The following is a 13837-nucleotide window of genomic DNA, read 5'->3' as shown; positions in this document are numbered from 1 at the left end:
TAGAAGAATCAATTGTTGAGACTGTTTGCCGCTCACCCTTTGAGCGAATCCGTAAAACCCCGCCCGTACCTGCCCGTCGTCTAATACACCTCTCCCGAGGTATACATCGCCACCATCCACGCCCTGGCTAACCAGGTCAACCCTGCGCAGCGCTAAGCCGGTGGCATAGGCATCGACATTTTGTATGTCTCATTTCTCAACTTTTCGTTAGGTGTTCGCGTCGGCCTTGAGTCCTGATGGGGCTAACCTCTCCCCTTGTCCGTCATATACGACTCAACACTTTGCCAGACCCTGGCGAGCGCCTTCTGGATGCGTCTGATGGCCTCGCTAAGCGCCTTACCAGTTCTTCTCATATGCAGGCATCGTCTAGACCCCGCCCTAGTGGCTGTACAGCTCTCCGCGTCCGCCGTCCAAATCGAATATCGTTCGTGAATCCGCATTCGGCATAGACACTAGCGCTATTCGATTCGACAACAGGCTTCGGAAAGGCAAAAAAAATCCGATGCCAGTCGCCTGACATCGGATTCTTAAAAGCAGAGGCTCTGATGCCTAATGGCGCCGCTGGCGAGCCTCGCGAAACAAGGTGCGGATTAACGAACCTGTGCTTCGACCTCTGCCTCTACACGGCGGTTGATCTGACGGCCTTCTTCGGTGCTGTTGTCAGCAACCGGGCGGGATTCGCCGTAGCCGACCGAATCAACACGCTGGCTTTCTACGCCGTACTGGTTGACCAGCACTTCGCGAACAGCCTGAGCGCGACGCTCGGACAGACGCTGGTTGTATTGATCAGTACCCACCGAGTCAGTGTGACCTTCAACGGTGGTGCTGGTCTGCGGGTACTGCTGCATGAAGTCAGCCAGGTTCTTGATGTCGCTGTAGCTTTCTTCGCGAACGCGCGCCTTGTCGAAGTCGAACTTGACGTCCAGCTCGACACGGACCAGCTCCGGTTCCGGCTCTGGCTCGTTATCGACGATTGGAGCCGGTGCTGGCTCAGGAGTCGGCTCGACCTGTGCAACCTGCTGCCGTGCGCCGCCACCGAAGTTCAGGCCTACACCCACGCCAGCCATCCACTCGCTGTCGCCGGCATCGATGTTGTGCATGCCGTCAACGCTGGCCTTGGCAAAGAAGTTTTCGGTGAAGTAATACTTCAGACCCGCGCCAATATTAGCAAAGGTGCTGTGGTCACGACCGCTACGTGCTGCCTGGCCGATGCTCTGGTGAGCCATGCCGGCGGAAACGTAAGGACGCAGACCTACGCCTGGCTGGCCGAAGTGGTAGGCCGCATCAAGAGAAGTCAGGCTTCCCTTGATGTTCTTGTGGCCGCCGCCCGCTACCGGCTCGTCGGAAGTGACGTCGTGATATTCGCCGTAGGACAGGCCCAAGGAAACATCATCGGTGAGAAAATAGCTGGCGCCAGCGCCATAGAGCTCGCCTTCGTCTTCGAAGCCGCGGGAGCTGTCTGAGAAGTAATGCTTGCCGAATGCTTCCACCTCTACAGCGCCCTGGCCCTGGGCGAGCGCGCTAAGAGAAGTAGCAGCAACCATAGAGCCAATTACAACGCCCAAGGTGTTTTTAAGTTTCATCCGTAAATCCCCATCTGGTGGTGAGTATCAGAACAATCTAAGGAAACCGGCTGTCTCTAAGCCCAAGCTGTTCGCTATCACTAAGACAGTTTGTTGCCATTAAGTTTCAGCAATTCCCGAAAATTTTTCCCGCAGTTTATCCAGTGCACGCTTGTATCGCATCTTCGTTGCGCTTAGGCCCATATGCATGATGTCGGCGATTTCTTGAAATTCCAGCTCCGCGACAAAGCGCAGCACAAGTATCTCCCGATCAATCTGATTCACATGGACCAGCCACTTGTCTAGCCCCGCCTTTTCCTCGGTGTTGGGCGTCTTTTCCTCGACAGCCTCCTCGACCGGATCGAGGCTCAGCGCATCAAGTAACCGTCGCTTACGGCGTTCTTTGCGATACTGCGTAATACATTCGTTGTACGTAATGCTGTATAGCCATGTCTTGAACTTCGATTTGCCTTCAAAGTTCTTCAAGCCGTACAACACCTTCAACATCACTTCTTGACAAACGTCATCTGCGTCTCGGTCGTTTCCCAAATAACGCGCACATACGTTAAATAGCGTGCGCTGATATCGTCGCATCAGCTCTTCATACGCGCGCGTGATATGGAACAGCTCGGCATGAGCACGCTGCACCAGCTCTTCATCGGAAAGCTGGCGGGGGTCATAGCTCATGTTGGGCGGATGGGCTTTAGTCAAGACGCTTCGAACCGGCAAAAGTCGTGGCCGCCATTCACGGTAGCCCGCGAAAAGGGGCGGCGCACTTTAACAGATTACCGAGCCTAACGGCTGCCCACGCGCTGTTCCAGCAACACTCTATTTGCAATCGAGACCAGCTCACCGTCGTCAGTGAGCAGTAAGGTCTTGGCGGTGCCGATCTCTTCGATAACGCCCTCCAGCTGCAGTCCCTCGAGCCGCACCCGCTGGCCGACTTCGTACAGCTCGCGCACATAGATTCCGGCCAGGATCTGACTAACCAGTTCACGGCTACCAAGACCCAAGGCCAGCGCAACCGCCAAGCCGACGGAGATCAAAGCAATCGCGATCACATAGTTGAGCAGCTCGGTCTTGACCTCCAATTGGCCGATTGCAACCGAGATGATGATGATGATCACCAAGCCCTGAGCGATCCGCCCCAGCCCGCTGGCGTACTCGAGCCCAACTCCCTCGGCAGCACCTCGAACCAACCCGTTGACCAATTGAGCCAGCAGGATACCGACGAGCAAGATCAGCCCGGCACCGAATACCTTGGGCACATAAAGCGCGAGCATATCGAGCGTCGCCGACACCCGGGCGAGACCGAGGGATTCGGCAGCCGACACCAGGAAAACCAACAGAACGAACCAATAAACGATCTTGCCGATGAGGACCGATATCGGTACGCGAATCCCGGCACGCCCGAGCAGCTTGGTCACACCGGTACCCGCGACCAATCGATCAAGGCCTACTTTCGCCAGAACCTTCGACAGCAAGGTGTCTAGTAACTTGGCGACCATAAAGCCGACAGCCACTACCAACAACGCACCAAACAAACGCGGAATAAACGCCGCCACGGGTTCCCAAAGCGCATTCAGCGCGCCCAGCAAGCTTTGGCCCCAGGGATCTAATTCCATGATCAATCCGCCTTATCGAAAGAAGAATGGGGGGAGGAACGACGACGGGTAACAGCCGAGGTGTGCGGCGCCCCGCTGCTGAAGGCAATCAGCACGGCCTGCAGCCAGTGGCCCATCAGTCCGAACAGATCGCCTGCGCCAACCTGACGGTTCGCCGTCTTCAGTACGCGGTCCAGGCAGGCATCGTCATCGCGCGCCGACTGCGCGTTGAGCATGTCCCGCAAGGATTCTTCAAAGGGATCGCGCATGTTTACCTCGCTAACAGTCTGACCTAGACGGCTTAACCGTGTGGGTAGTCACATTCACACCCATTTCAGCCGGCGAAAGATCCACCATTGGAAACCAGCCACAGCCATGATCACGGTGCATGCCACTGCAAATCCGTATGGGTTCTCAGAGCCGGGAATGCCCCCGACGTTGATGCCCAGCAGTCCGGTAAGAAAACTCATTGGCAGGAAAAAGCCGGTGATTATGCCGAGCAGATACATGGTTCTGTTCATTCGCTCGCGCATTCGACGCTCCTCTGCCTCAAGCACCAGATTGACTCGCTCGCGCACCAAATCCAGCTCCTCGAGATAGCGGATCAGCCGGTTGTTCAGCTCATTCCAGTAATCCGTATCGTCATCGACGAACCAGGGCAAACGATTACGTGTCAGCTGTGCATAGATTTCACGCTGTGGCAGCAGGAAGCGACGAAGGCTCGCAGCCTGGCGTCGCAAGTACAACATCTTGTCCTGGGGCGGCGTGTAACGTTCGTCCGCCTCGATTCGCTCCTCTTCCTCGTCCAGTTTTTCCGTCAGCACCGCGACCAAGTCGTCGACACGATCGGTGAGTGCATCAGCCAAGCTGAGCAAGATTTCGGATGACGTTTTCGGCCCGACACCGGCCTTCAACTGTTGAAGTACCACTTCGGTGGAGCGCAGCGGGCGCAGGCGCAGCGAGATGACCCTCCGAGCATCCGCAAATACTCGCAGCGAGACCATATCCTCGGGCTCAGCGTCGGGGTTCAAATTGACACCCCGCAGAAACAGCAATAGCTCGTCCCCTGGCAACGCGAGCAAACGTGGCCGGGTGTTCTCCTCCAGCAGTACGTCGCAGACGAACCCGCTTAATCCGCTTTGCTTACGCAGCCAGGCCTGCGCCTGCGCCTGGCTGCGGTCCCAGTGAAGCCACAGGCTTTCGGAATCAGCCAGCTGCAGCGAGGGAATGTCTGCGTAGGCAACCTGGCGCGCCCCACCCTGTCCGTCCAGGACCATTGCATGCAAAAGGCCTGCATGGCCAATCTCCTCAGACAAAATCGTCCCCCTTCAAATCGCGAAAGCCCGGCATAGCCGGGCTCGGTAAACGGACGCCGGCGCTCAGCCAGGCATCTTCAGCATCTCTGGCGATACGATAATGCCGTTGTTGTCGGCATACACATATTCACCTGGACGGAACGTAACCCCACAGAAAGTTACCGGAACATTGAGGTCGCCAATGCCACGCTTGTCCGTCTTCATCGGATGGGTGGCCAGTGCCTGCACTCCGAGCTCGGTCTGGGCGATTACGTCGACATCGCGAATGCAGCCATAAATCACCAGCCCTTCCCAGCCGTTACGGGCGGCCTTCTCTGCAAGCATGTCGCCCAGCAATGCCCGTCGTAGCGAGCCACCGCCATCAACCACCAGCACCTTGCCGGTGCCGTCGACGTCCACTTGCTCCTTGACCAGCGAATTATCCTCGAAGCATTTGATGGTCACGATCTGCCCGCCAAAGGAGTCGCGGCCGCCAAAATTGCTGAAGATCGGCTCCACTACCTGCACCAATTCCGGGTAGGCGTCGCACAGATCGGGAGTGATGTATTGCATGGTAAATCTCCTTCCAGTGGGAATCGCATCAGATCTCAGGGGTATCAACCATCCAGGTCGACATGAACACCTCGGCGCACCGTAGGCGTCGGCATCACGGAATGCGTCCCATAGACCGCAACTCCCGCCACCCGAGAAAAGTGAGAAAGGGCGGAGACCGCCCTTTTTGCTTTGCCGCCCGTGCGATTACTTGATTTCGGCGTCCGCCAGGAAGAACCAGGTATCAAGCACAGAATCGGGGTTCAGCGACACGCTCTCGATGCCCTGCTCCATCAGCCACTTAGCCAGATCCGGGTGATCCGACGGACCTTGTCCGCAAATACCGATGTACTTGCCAGCTTTGTTACAGGCCTCGATCGCATTGGCCAGCAGTTTTTTCACCGCCGGATTACGCTCATCGAACAGGTGCGCAATGATGCCGGAGTCGCGATCCAGACCGAGCGTAAGCTGCGTCATGTCATTGGAGCCGATGGAGAAGCCATCGAAGAATTCGAGGAACTCGTCAGCCAGCAGAGCGTTGGATGGCAGCTCGCACATCATGATAATACGCAGGCCGTTTTCGCCACGCTTGAGGCCGAACTGGCCGAGGATATCGATGACCTGCGACGCCTCACCCAGGGTGCGCACGAAGGGCACCATCAGCTCCACGTTGGTCAGCCCCATCTCATCGCGAACCTTGCGCATGGCACGGCACTCGAGTTCGAAGCAGTCGCGGAAGGATTCGCTGATGTAACGCGAAGCGCCGCGGAAACCGAGCATCGGGTTCTCTTCTTCAGGCTCGTAGAGCTTGCCTCCGATCAGGTTGGCATACTCGTTGGACTTAAAGTCCGACAGACGCACGATGACCTTCTTCGGCCAGAATGCGGCAGCCAACGTGCTAACCCCCTCGACCAACTTCTCGACATAGAAGTCGACCGGATCGCCATAGCCTGCGATACGTTTTTCGACGCTGGATTTGATGTCTGACGGCAGACCGTCGAAATTCAACAGCGCCTTGGGGTGCACACCGATCATGCGATTGATAATGAACTCAAGCCGTGCCAGGCCGACACCAGCGTTCGGCAGCTGGGCGAAGTCGAATGCACGGTCCGGGTTGCCGACGTTCATCATGATCTTGAACGGCAGTTCGGGCATGGCATCAATGGAATTCTGACGGATGTCGAAGCCCAGCTCACCCTCGAAAATCAGCCCGGTGTCGCCCTCGGCGCAAGTGACGGTGACACGCTGGCCGTCCTGCAGCAGCTCGGTTGCATTACCACAACCAACAACCGCGGGAATGCCCAGTTCACGTGCGATGATGGCCGCGTGACAGGTACGGCCGCCGCGGTTGGTAACGATGGCGCTAGCGCGCTTCATCACCGGCTCCCAATCCGGGTCGGTCATGTCCGATACCAGAACGTCGCCGGGCTGCACCTTATCCATCTCGGATACGTCGCGAATGATCTTCACCGGGCCAGCGCCGATACGCTGACCGATGGCGCGGCCTTCGACCAGGACCGTTCCTTTTTCCTTGAGCAGGTAGCGCTCCATGACATTGGCGCTGCTGCGGCTCTTTACGGTTTCTGGACGCGCTTGAACGATATATAGCTGGTTGTCATCGCCATCTTTGGCCCACTCGATGTCCATTGGGCGGCCGTAGTGCTTCTCGATGGTCATAGCCTGCCGGGCAAGATTGGCGACTTCGGCATCGCTCAGACAGAAACGCATGCGCTCGGCCTGGTCGACTTCCACGGTCTTGACCGATTTGCCAGCGCTGGCTTCTTCGCCATAGACCATCTTTATCGCCTTGCTGCCCAGATTCCGACGCAGGATGGCGGGACGACCGGCCTCAAGGGTGTGCTTGTGAACATAGAACTCGTCGGGGTTCACCGCGCCTTGCACGACCGTCTCGCCCAAGCCGTAGGCGCCGGTGATGAACACCACGTCGCGGAAGCCGGACTCGGTGTCGAGGGTGAACATCACACCGGCAGTGCCTGTCTCGGAGCGGACCATACGCTGAACGCCCGCGGACAATGCGACCAGCTTGTGATCGAAGCCCTGGTGCACGCGATAGGCGATCGCACGATCGTTGAAGAGCGAGGCAAACACTTCCTTAGTAGCGCGGATCACATTGTCCACGCCACGAATGTTGAGGAAGGTTTCCTGCTGACCGGCGAATGAAGCGTCCGGCAGATCCTCGGCGGTGGCGGAGGAGCGAACTGCTACCGCCATGTTGTCATTACCGCCGGCCATTTCTGCAAAGGCGGTACGGATATCGGCGTCCAATTGCGGCGGAAACTCAGCTTCCATCACCCAACCGCGGATCTGCGAGCCCGCCTTGGCGAGTGCATTAACGTCATCGACATCCAATGCATCGAGAAGCGCATGGATTTGCTCGTTGAGACCGCTGAGCTCCATGAAATCACGATAGGCCTGGGCCGTGGTGGCGAAACCGCCAGGTACCGAAACACCGGCGCCTGCAAGGTTGCTGATCATCTCGCCAAGGGAGGCGTTCTTGCCCCCTACACGCTCAACATCATGATTGCCGAGCTTATCGAGGGAAACTACGTACTCTACCAAGGTGATCTCTCCACGTTGTTTTGGGAACTCGGTTCGTGCCCATCCGCGGCACGGTGGTCTGGCCCTGCAAAATAAGTAACAATGCCCGCCAATCGAGGCTCGGCGAAGGGGCCTACTATAGCTGAGAACCGTTCTTGACTTAAGGTCCCAGGCGCAATGAAACGAACTGCATTTTTTATATCCGACGGTACCGGGATCACGGCTGAAACACTCGGCCAAAGCCTGTTGGCACAGTTCGAAACCATCAACTTCATCAAGCTCACCCGACCGTATATCGATACGGCGGAAAAAGCGCGGGCAATGGTACAGCAAATCAATAAAGCGGCGGAAAGTGACGGCGCTCGCCCGATCATATTCGATACGCTGGTGAACCAGGAGATTCGCGACATCCTGGCTGAGTCCAATGGCTTCATGATCGACATCTTTTCATCCTTTCTCGCTCCACTGGAACATGAGCTGATGTCACGTTCCTCCTATTCGGTCGGCAAATCCCACTCGATCAGCCATAACGCCAACTACATGGAGCGAATCGACGCAGTCAATTTCGCTCTGGACAACGATGACGGCGCCCGCACGCACTACTACGACAAGGCGGATTTGATTTTGGTCGGCGTCTCCAGGTGCGGCAAAACGCCCACCTGCCTCTACATGGCCATGCAGTACGGCATCCGGGCAGCCAATTACCCGCTGACCGAAGACGACATGGAACGCTTGCAACTACCTACCGCGCTCAAAACCCACCGGGACAAGCTGTTCGGCTTGACCATCGATCCAGACCGCTTAACTGCCATTCGCAACGAGCGCAAACCGAACAGCCGCTACGCCAGCTACGCTCAATGCGAATTCGAGGTTCGCGAAGTGGAAAGCATGTTCCGCCGCGAGAACATCAATTACATCAATTCCACGCACTTCTCGGTGGAGGAGATATCCGCCAAGATTCTTGTCGAGAAAGGCGTCGAACGACGGCTCAAATAAGCGCCGTTCTGCTAGACAACAAAAAGTCCGCTTAGTGCGGACTTTCTGCGTCTATGCCGTTCTGTCTTCGGGCGGTCAACCAACGTACGGCTGACCGCAAGCCCTTGATCCATGCAAAGCTCGGTGCCCGTGATCAGAGGCCATCGCTTGGTACCCTCACCCAACCTTCCATCAGTATTCGTGCGCTGCGGCTCATGCTTGCCTTAAGCACCGTCCACTCGCCGTTGACCTCGCGGGCCTCAGCACCCACCCTCAACGTACCGGACGGGTGCCCGAACACGACTTCCGAGCGATCGCCTCCCCCGGCGGCCAGATTGACCAGCGTGCCTGGAATCGAGGCGGCCGTACCGATGGCAACCGCCGCGGTTCCCATCATCGCGTGATGCAACTTGCCCATCGAGAGGGCGCGCACCAGCAGGTCGACATCTGAAGCGCTAACGGCTTTGCCGCTGGATGAGGTGTAGTCCCGCGGCTTGGCAACGAAGGCAACCTTGGGCGTATGCTGCCGCTTCACGGCATCGGCGATCGTCTTGATCAGACCCATGCGCAGCGCACCGTGAGCACGAATCAACTCGAACATGGCCAGTATTTTCGGATCTCCGTTGACCGCATCCTGCAGCTCGCTACCGGTGAGCCCTACATCCTCAGCGTTGATGAAAATGGTCGGGATACCGGCGTTGATCATGGTCACTTTCAGCGCGCCGACGCCTGGTACCTCAAGCGAGTCGACCAGGTTTCCGGTGGGAAACATCGAACCACCAGCCTCGCCCTCGTCGGCGGGATCCAGGAACTCCAGCACGATCTCCGCCGAAGGAAAGGTCACCCCATCCAATTCGAAATCACCGGTTTCCTGAACCTCGCCGTTGGTCACCGGCACATGCGCGATGATGGTCTTGCCGATATTGGCCTGCCAGATGCGCACGCTGCAGACGCCGTTCTGCGGAATGCGTTCCGGGTCGAGCAGTCCGGCATGCAGTGCAAACGCGCCAGCAGCCGTTGAAAGATTGCCGCAGTTGCCGCTCCAGTCGACAAAGGCGCTGTCGATCGAGACCTGCCCATAAAGGTAGTCGACGTCATGTTCAGGGCGGGTGCTCTTGGACAGGATGACGCATTTACTGGTGCTGGACGTCGCGCCGCCCATACCATCGGTGTGCTTGCCATAAGGGTCGGGGCTGCCGACGACACGCATGAACAGCTTGTCCCGCGCCGCGCCCGGAACCTGCGCCGCGAGCGGCAGATCCTTGAGGCGGAAAAACACACCCTTGCTGGTGCCCCCGCGCATATAGGTGGCCGGAATTCTCAGTTGCGGTGCGTATACCATGGAAATCTGCCTTATTAAATAAACTGGCCATAGAACGGATTCGGACTCTCAGGGCGCAACGCTGCTGCTTGTGCGCAGCAGCGAAGCCTCGCGCGCACTCAGGATTGGTTGAGGAAATCCTTCGCGAAGCGCTGCAGCACACCGCCGGCGTCATAGATCGATACCTCTTCCGCCGTATCGAGGCGACACGTGACTGGCACCTCGACACGTTCGCCACTCTTGCGGGTGATCACCAACGTCAGCGTGGCATGCGGCGTGCGCTCACCGATCACGTCATAGGTTTCGCTACCATCGATGCCCAGCGTCAGGCGCGTGGTGCCCGGCTTGAATTCGAGCGGCAGCACGCCCATGCCAACCAAATTGGTTCGATGGATCCGCTCGAAGCCTTCCGCTACGATCGCCTCCACACCCGCCAACCGAACGCCTTTCGCCGCCCAATCGCGGGATGAGCCCTGCCCGTAATCGGCGCCAGCGATGATGATCAGCGGCTGCTTGCGGTTCATGTAGGTTTCGATGGCTTCCCACATGCGCATCACCTTACCGTCCGGCTCGACGCGCGTCAGCGAACCTTTCTTAACCTGCCCGTCGACAACCGCCATCTCGTTGACCAATTGCGGGTTAGCGAATGTCGCACGCTGGGCGGTCAGGTGATCGCCGCGGTGCGTGGCGTAAGAATTGAAGTCCTCTTCCGGCAAGCCCATCTTGGCCAGGTATTCGCCGGCAGCACTGTCGAGCAGGATCGCGTTGGATGGCGACAGGTGATCGGTGGTGATGTTGTCCGGCAGCACCGCCAGCGGGCGCATACCCTTGAGCGAGCGCTCACCTGCGAGAGCGCCTTCCCAGTAAGGCGGACGGCGGATGTAGGTCGACGTCGGACGCCAGTCGTACAGCGGGCTTTCCGCCTCTACCACCGTACCCAGATCGAACATCGGGATATAGATCTGCTTGAACTGCTCCGGCTTGACCGACGCAGCAACAATGCGGTCGATCTCTTCATCACTCGGCCAAAGATCCTTGAGCGTAACCGGATTGCCCAGTTGGTCATGACCGAGTACATCCTTCTCGATATCGAAACGCACGGTACCGGCGATGGCATAGGCAACCACTAACGGCGGTGACGCCAGGAACGCCTGCTTGGCGTATGGGTGAATGCGACCATCGAAGTTGCGGTTACCCGAGAGCACTGCCGTGGCGTACAGGTCACGGTCGATGATTTCCTGCTGGATCTTAGGATCCAGCGCACCGGACATGCCATTACAGGTGGTACAGGCGTAGGCCACGATGCCGAAACCGAGTTTTTCCAGTTCAGTCAGAAGGCCAGCGTCCTCCAGATATAGCTTGGCGACCTTTGAGCCAGGCGCGAATGAAGTCTTGACCCAGGGCTTGCGCACCAAACCCAGCTCGTTGGCCTTCTTTGCCAGCAGGCCAGCGGCGACTACGTTGCGCGGGTTCGATGTATTGGTGCAGCTGGTGATGGCGGCGATGATCACCGCGCCGTCCGGCATCAGTCCTTCACGCTCTTCGGCTTGCGCCTTGTCGAGATCCCCAGCGATGCCGCGCTCATGCAACGCGGACGTTGGTAGGCGACGATGGGGGTTGGACGGGCCGGCCATGGTGCGTTCGACGCTCGACAGGTCGAACTCCAACACCCGCTCATATTCGGCATCGACCAGAGCATCAGCCCACAGGCCGGTAGTCTTTGCGTAGTTTTCCACCAGCGCCACCTGTTCCGGTTCACGACCCGTCAACTTCAGATAGTCGATGGTTTGCTGGTCGATATAGAACATTGAAGCCGTGGCACCGTATTCCGGGCACATGTTGGAGATCGTTGCGCGGTCCCCGATGGTCAGGCTGGCCGCGCCGTCACCGAAGAACTCCACATACGCACCAACCACACGTTCCTTGCGCAGGAACTCGGTCAATGCCAGGACAATGTCAGTCGCGGTAATACCGGGCTGACGCTTGCCCGTCAGGCGAACGCCGATAATATCCGGCAGTCGCATCATCGATGCGCGGCCGAGCATCACGGTCTCGGCTTCCAACCCACCGACACCGACGGCGATTACACCGAGCGCGTCGACGTGCGGGGTGTGGCTGTCGGTACCAACGCAGGTATCCGGGAAGGCAATGCCGCCACGGGCCTGAATCACCGGTGACATCTTCTCCAAATTGATCTGGTGCATGATCCCGTTGCCAGCCGGGATCACATCGACATTCTTGAATGCCGTCTTGGTCCACTCGATGAAGTGAAAGCGATCCTCGTTGCGACGCTCTTCGACGGCACGGTTCTTCTCAAATGCGTCAGGGTCGAAGCCAGCATATTCGACGGCAAGAGAATGATCGACGATCAGCTGGGTCGGCACCACAGGATTGACCTTGGCCGGGTCACCGCCCTGCTCGGCAATCGCATCGCGCAGGCCGGCCAGATCCACCAGCGCGGTCTGGCCGAGGATGTCATGACAGACCACGCGCGCCGGATACCAGGGGAAATCCAGGTCACGGCGTCGCTCTATGATCTGTCTCAGCGAATCGGCCAAGAGGGCCGGATCGCAACGCCGCACCAGCTGTTCGGCCAGCACGCGCGAAGTATAGGGGAGTTTGTCGTAGGCCCCGGGCTGGATGGCTTCGACCGCGGCGCGTGTATCGAAGTAGTCCAGCAACGTGCCGGGCAGTGGTTTGCGGTGTTCTGTATTCATGCCTATGACTCAATCCAGTGGGATGTTCGCAAAAGCGGGTTGGAGAGACCACAACGCGGTCTCTCCTGTCTCGATCAGCGCTCAGCGATCGGAACGACCTTGCGTTGTTCCGGACCGACATACTCGGCGCTTGGCCGGATGATGCGATTGTTGGCCCGTTGTTCGATGACGTGGGACGCCCAGCCGGTGACCCGCGAGCAGACGAAGATCGGCGTGAACAACTTGGTCGGGATTCCCATGAAGTGATACGCGGAGGCATGGTAGAAGTCGGCATTGGGGAACAGTTTCTTCTGCGCCCACATGGTCTCGTCGACTGCAACCGACACCGGAAACAAGACGGTATCGCCTACCTCATCGGCCAGTTTCTTCGCCCAGATCTTGATGACTTCGTTGCGCGGATCGGATTCTTTATAGATCGCGTGGCCGAAGCCCATGATCTTGTCCTTGCGCTCGAGCATGCCGAGGATGCCCTGCACCGCTTCTTCCGGCGACTTCCATTGTTGGATCAAGTCCATGGCCGCCTCGTTGGCACCGCCATGCAACGGACCGCGCAGCGAGCCGATGGCGCCAGTGACGCAGGAGTACATGTCCGACAAGGTCGAGGCGCAGACGCGCGCGGTGAAGGTCGACGCGTTGAACTCATGCTCGGCGTAGAGGATCAGCGAGACGTTCATGACCTTGACGTGCAGCTCGCTTGGCTTGTTGCCGTGCAGTAGCGCGAGGAAATGGCCGCCCAGCGTGTCTTCGTCGCTGGCGCATTCGATCCGCTGTTGTTCATGAGTGAAGCGGTACCAGTAGCACATGATCGCGGGGAAAGCGGCCATCAGACGCTCGGCGATATCGCGCTGCTGCTCGAACGAGTGCTCCGGCTCCAGGGTGCCCAGCACCGAAGCGCCGGTGCGCATCACGTCCATGGGATGCGCATCGGCAGGGATTCGCTCCAGCACTTCTTTAAGCGCAGCTGGAAGATCACGCATGCCCTTCAGGCGTGTCTTGTAATCGGCAAGTTGCTGGACAGTTGGCAGCTCACCATAGAACAGCAGGTAAGCGACCTCCTCGAATTCGGCCTGTGCCGCCAGATCCCGCACGTCGTACCCCCGATAGGTCAGGCCCGCGCCGGTCTTGCCGACCGTGCACAACGCAGTCTGGCCGGCAACCTGGCCTCGCAGGCCAGCGCCACTCAATACTTTTGCTTCAGCCATTGCTTTCTCCTTAATTGAACTTGTTCTGGATACTGCAAATTGCTCAATCA

Annotated in this window: 11 protein-coding genes; 1 reads left to right on the top strand and 10 read right to left on the bottom strand. The window is 58.3% G+C overall.

What is annotated here, in order from left to right:
• Nucleotides 1-590: 590 nt before the first annotated feature.
• The 7 genes from MCB86_RS21215 to ppsA form a co-directional block, all read right to left on the bottom strand.
• Nucleotides 591-1583, bottom strand: coding sequence for an OmpA family protein (locus MCB86_RS21215; RefSeq protein WP_045161598.1), 993 nt, complete (start codon nucleotides 1581-1583; stop codon nucleotides 591-593).
• A gap of 99 nt (nucleotides 1584-1682) precedes the next feature.
• On the bottom strand, nucleotides 1683-2249 hold the full coding sequence (gene sigX / locus MCB86_RS21210) for an RNA polymerase sigma factor SigX (RefSeq protein WP_045161597.1): 567 nt from the start codon (nucleotides 2247-2249) through the stop codon (nucleotides 1683-1685).
• Between the two features lie 107 nt (nucleotides 2250-2356).
• Nucleotides 2357-3187 carry a mechanosensitive ion channel domain-containing protein gene (locus tag MCB86_RS21205; protein ID WP_239612089.1) on the bottom strand — a complete coding sequence of 277 codons (831 nt, stop codon included), beginning with the start codon at nucleotides 3185-3187 and terminating at the stop codon, nucleotides 2357-2359.
• Between the two features lie 2 nt (nucleotides 3188-3189).
• Nucleotides 3190-3435: a hypothetical protein gene (locus tag MCB86_RS21200; protein WP_045161594.1), complete on the bottom strand. Its 246-nt coding sequence runs from the start codon at nucleotides 3433-3435 to the stop codon at nucleotides 3190-3192.
• A 54-nt stretch (nucleotides 3436-3489) separates the two neighbouring features.
• Nucleotides 3490-4443 carry a zinc transporter ZntB gene (locus tag MCB86_RS21195; RefSeq protein ID WP_239612133.1) on the bottom strand — a complete coding sequence of 318 codons (954 nt, stop codon included), beginning with the start codon at nucleotides 4441-4443 and terminating at the stop codon, nucleotides 3490-3492.
• A 102-nt stretch (nucleotides 4444-4545) separates the two neighbouring features.
• The gene (rraA, locus tag MCB86_RS21190; RefSeq protein ID WP_045161591.1) at nucleotides 4546-5034 is read right to left on the bottom strand and encodes a ribonuclease E activity regulator RraA; all 489 of its coding nucleotides are present in this window, start codon (nucleotides 5032-5034) and stop codon (nucleotides 4546-4548) included.
• Nucleotides 5035-5220: 186 nt separating this feature from the next.
• A complete protein-coding gene (gene ppsA / locus MCB86_RS21185; RefSeq protein WP_045161589.1) occupies nucleotides 5221-7593 on the bottom strand; it encodes a phosphoenolpyruvate synthase in 2373 nt (790 codons plus the stop codon).
• 156 nt (nucleotides 7594-7749) lie between these two features.
• Here ppsA and MCB86_RS21180 point away from each other — a divergent pair, with 156 nt between their 5' ends.
• Complete coding sequence (locus MCB86_RS21180) at nucleotides 7750-8568, top strand: pyruvate, water dikinase regulatory protein (protein WP_045161588.1); 819 nt, start codon at nucleotides 7750-7752, stop codon at nucleotides 8566-8568.
• 133 nt (nucleotides 8569-8701) lie between these two features.
• Here the strand turns inward: MCB86_RS21180 and prpF are convergent, their stop codons facing one another.
• From prpF to prpC, 3 genes are all read right to left on the bottom strand, one after another.
• A complete protein-coding gene (gene prpF, locus MCB86_RS21175) occupies nucleotides 8702-9889 on the bottom strand; it encodes a 2-methylaconitate cis-trans isomerase PrpF (RefSeq protein WP_239612088.1) in 1188 nt (395 codons plus the stop codon).
• 98 nt (nucleotides 9890-9987) lie between these two features.
• Nucleotides 9988-12585, bottom strand: coding sequence for a Fe/S-dependent 2-methylisocitrate dehydratase AcnD (acnD, locus tag MCB86_RS21170; RefSeq protein ID WP_239612087.1), 2598 nt, complete (start codon nucleotides 12583-12585; stop codon nucleotides 9988-9990).
• Between the two features lie 74 nt (nucleotides 12586-12659).
• A complete protein-coding gene (gene prpC, locus MCB86_RS21165) occupies nucleotides 12660-13787 on the bottom strand; it encodes a 2-methylcitrate synthase (protein WP_239612086.1) in 1128 nt (375 codons plus the stop codon).
• Between the last annotated feature and the right edge of the window lie 50 nt (nucleotides 13788-13837).

Source organism: Pseudomonas sp. KSR10 (assembly GCF_022355455.1).
GTDB lineage: Bacteria > Pseudomonadota > Gammaproteobacteria > Pseudomonadales > Pseudomonadaceae > Stutzerimonas > Stutzerimonas stutzeri_E.
Note: the sequence above shows the minus strand (reverse complement) of the source record. Positions and strands in the feature narration are given on the sequence as shown.

What these genes read in the sequence shown, in the direction of transcription:
- MCB86_RS21215 (WP_045161598.1), bottom strand. Translation starts at nt 1,583, where the DNA reads ATGAAACTTAAAAACACCTTGGGCGTTGTAATTGGCTCTATGGTTGCT.
- sigX (WP_045161597.1), bottom strand. Translation starts at nt 2,249, where the DNA reads ATGAGCTATGACCCCCGCCAGCTTTCCGATGAAGAGCTGGTGCAGCGT.
- MCB86_RS21205 (WP_239612089.1), bottom strand. Translation starts at nt 3,187, where the DNA reads ATGGAATTAGATCCCTGGGGCCAAAGCTTGCTGGGCGCGCTGAATGCG.
- MCB86_RS21200 (WP_045161594.1), bottom strand. Translation starts at nt 3,435, where the DNA reads ATGCGCGATCCCTTTGAAGAATCCTTGCGGGACATGCTCAACGCGCAG.
- MCB86_RS21195 (WP_239612133.1), bottom strand. Translation starts at nt 4,443, where the DNA reads ATGGTCCTGGACGGACAGGGTGGGGCGCGCCAGGTTGCCTACGCAGAC.
- rraA (WP_045161591.1), bottom strand. Translation starts at nt 5,034, where the DNA reads ATGCAATACATCACTCCCGATCTGTGCGACGCCTACCCGGAATTGGTG.
- MCB86_RS21180 (WP_045161588.1), top strand. Translation starts at nt 7,750, where the DNA reads ATGAAACGAACTGCATTTTTTATATCCGACGGTACCGGGATCACGGCT.
- prpF (WP_239612088.1), bottom strand. Translation starts at nt 9,889, where the DNA reads ATGGTATACGCACCGCAACTGAGAATTCCGGCCACCTATATGCGCGGG.
- acnD (WP_239612087.1), bottom strand. Translation starts at nt 12,585, where the DNA reads ATGAATACAGAACACCGCAAACCACTGCCCGGCACGTTGCTGGACTAC.
- prpC (WP_239612086.1), bottom strand. Translation starts at nt 13,787, where the DNA reads ATGGCTGAAGCAAAAGTATTGAGTGGCGCTGGCCTGCGAGGCCAGGTT.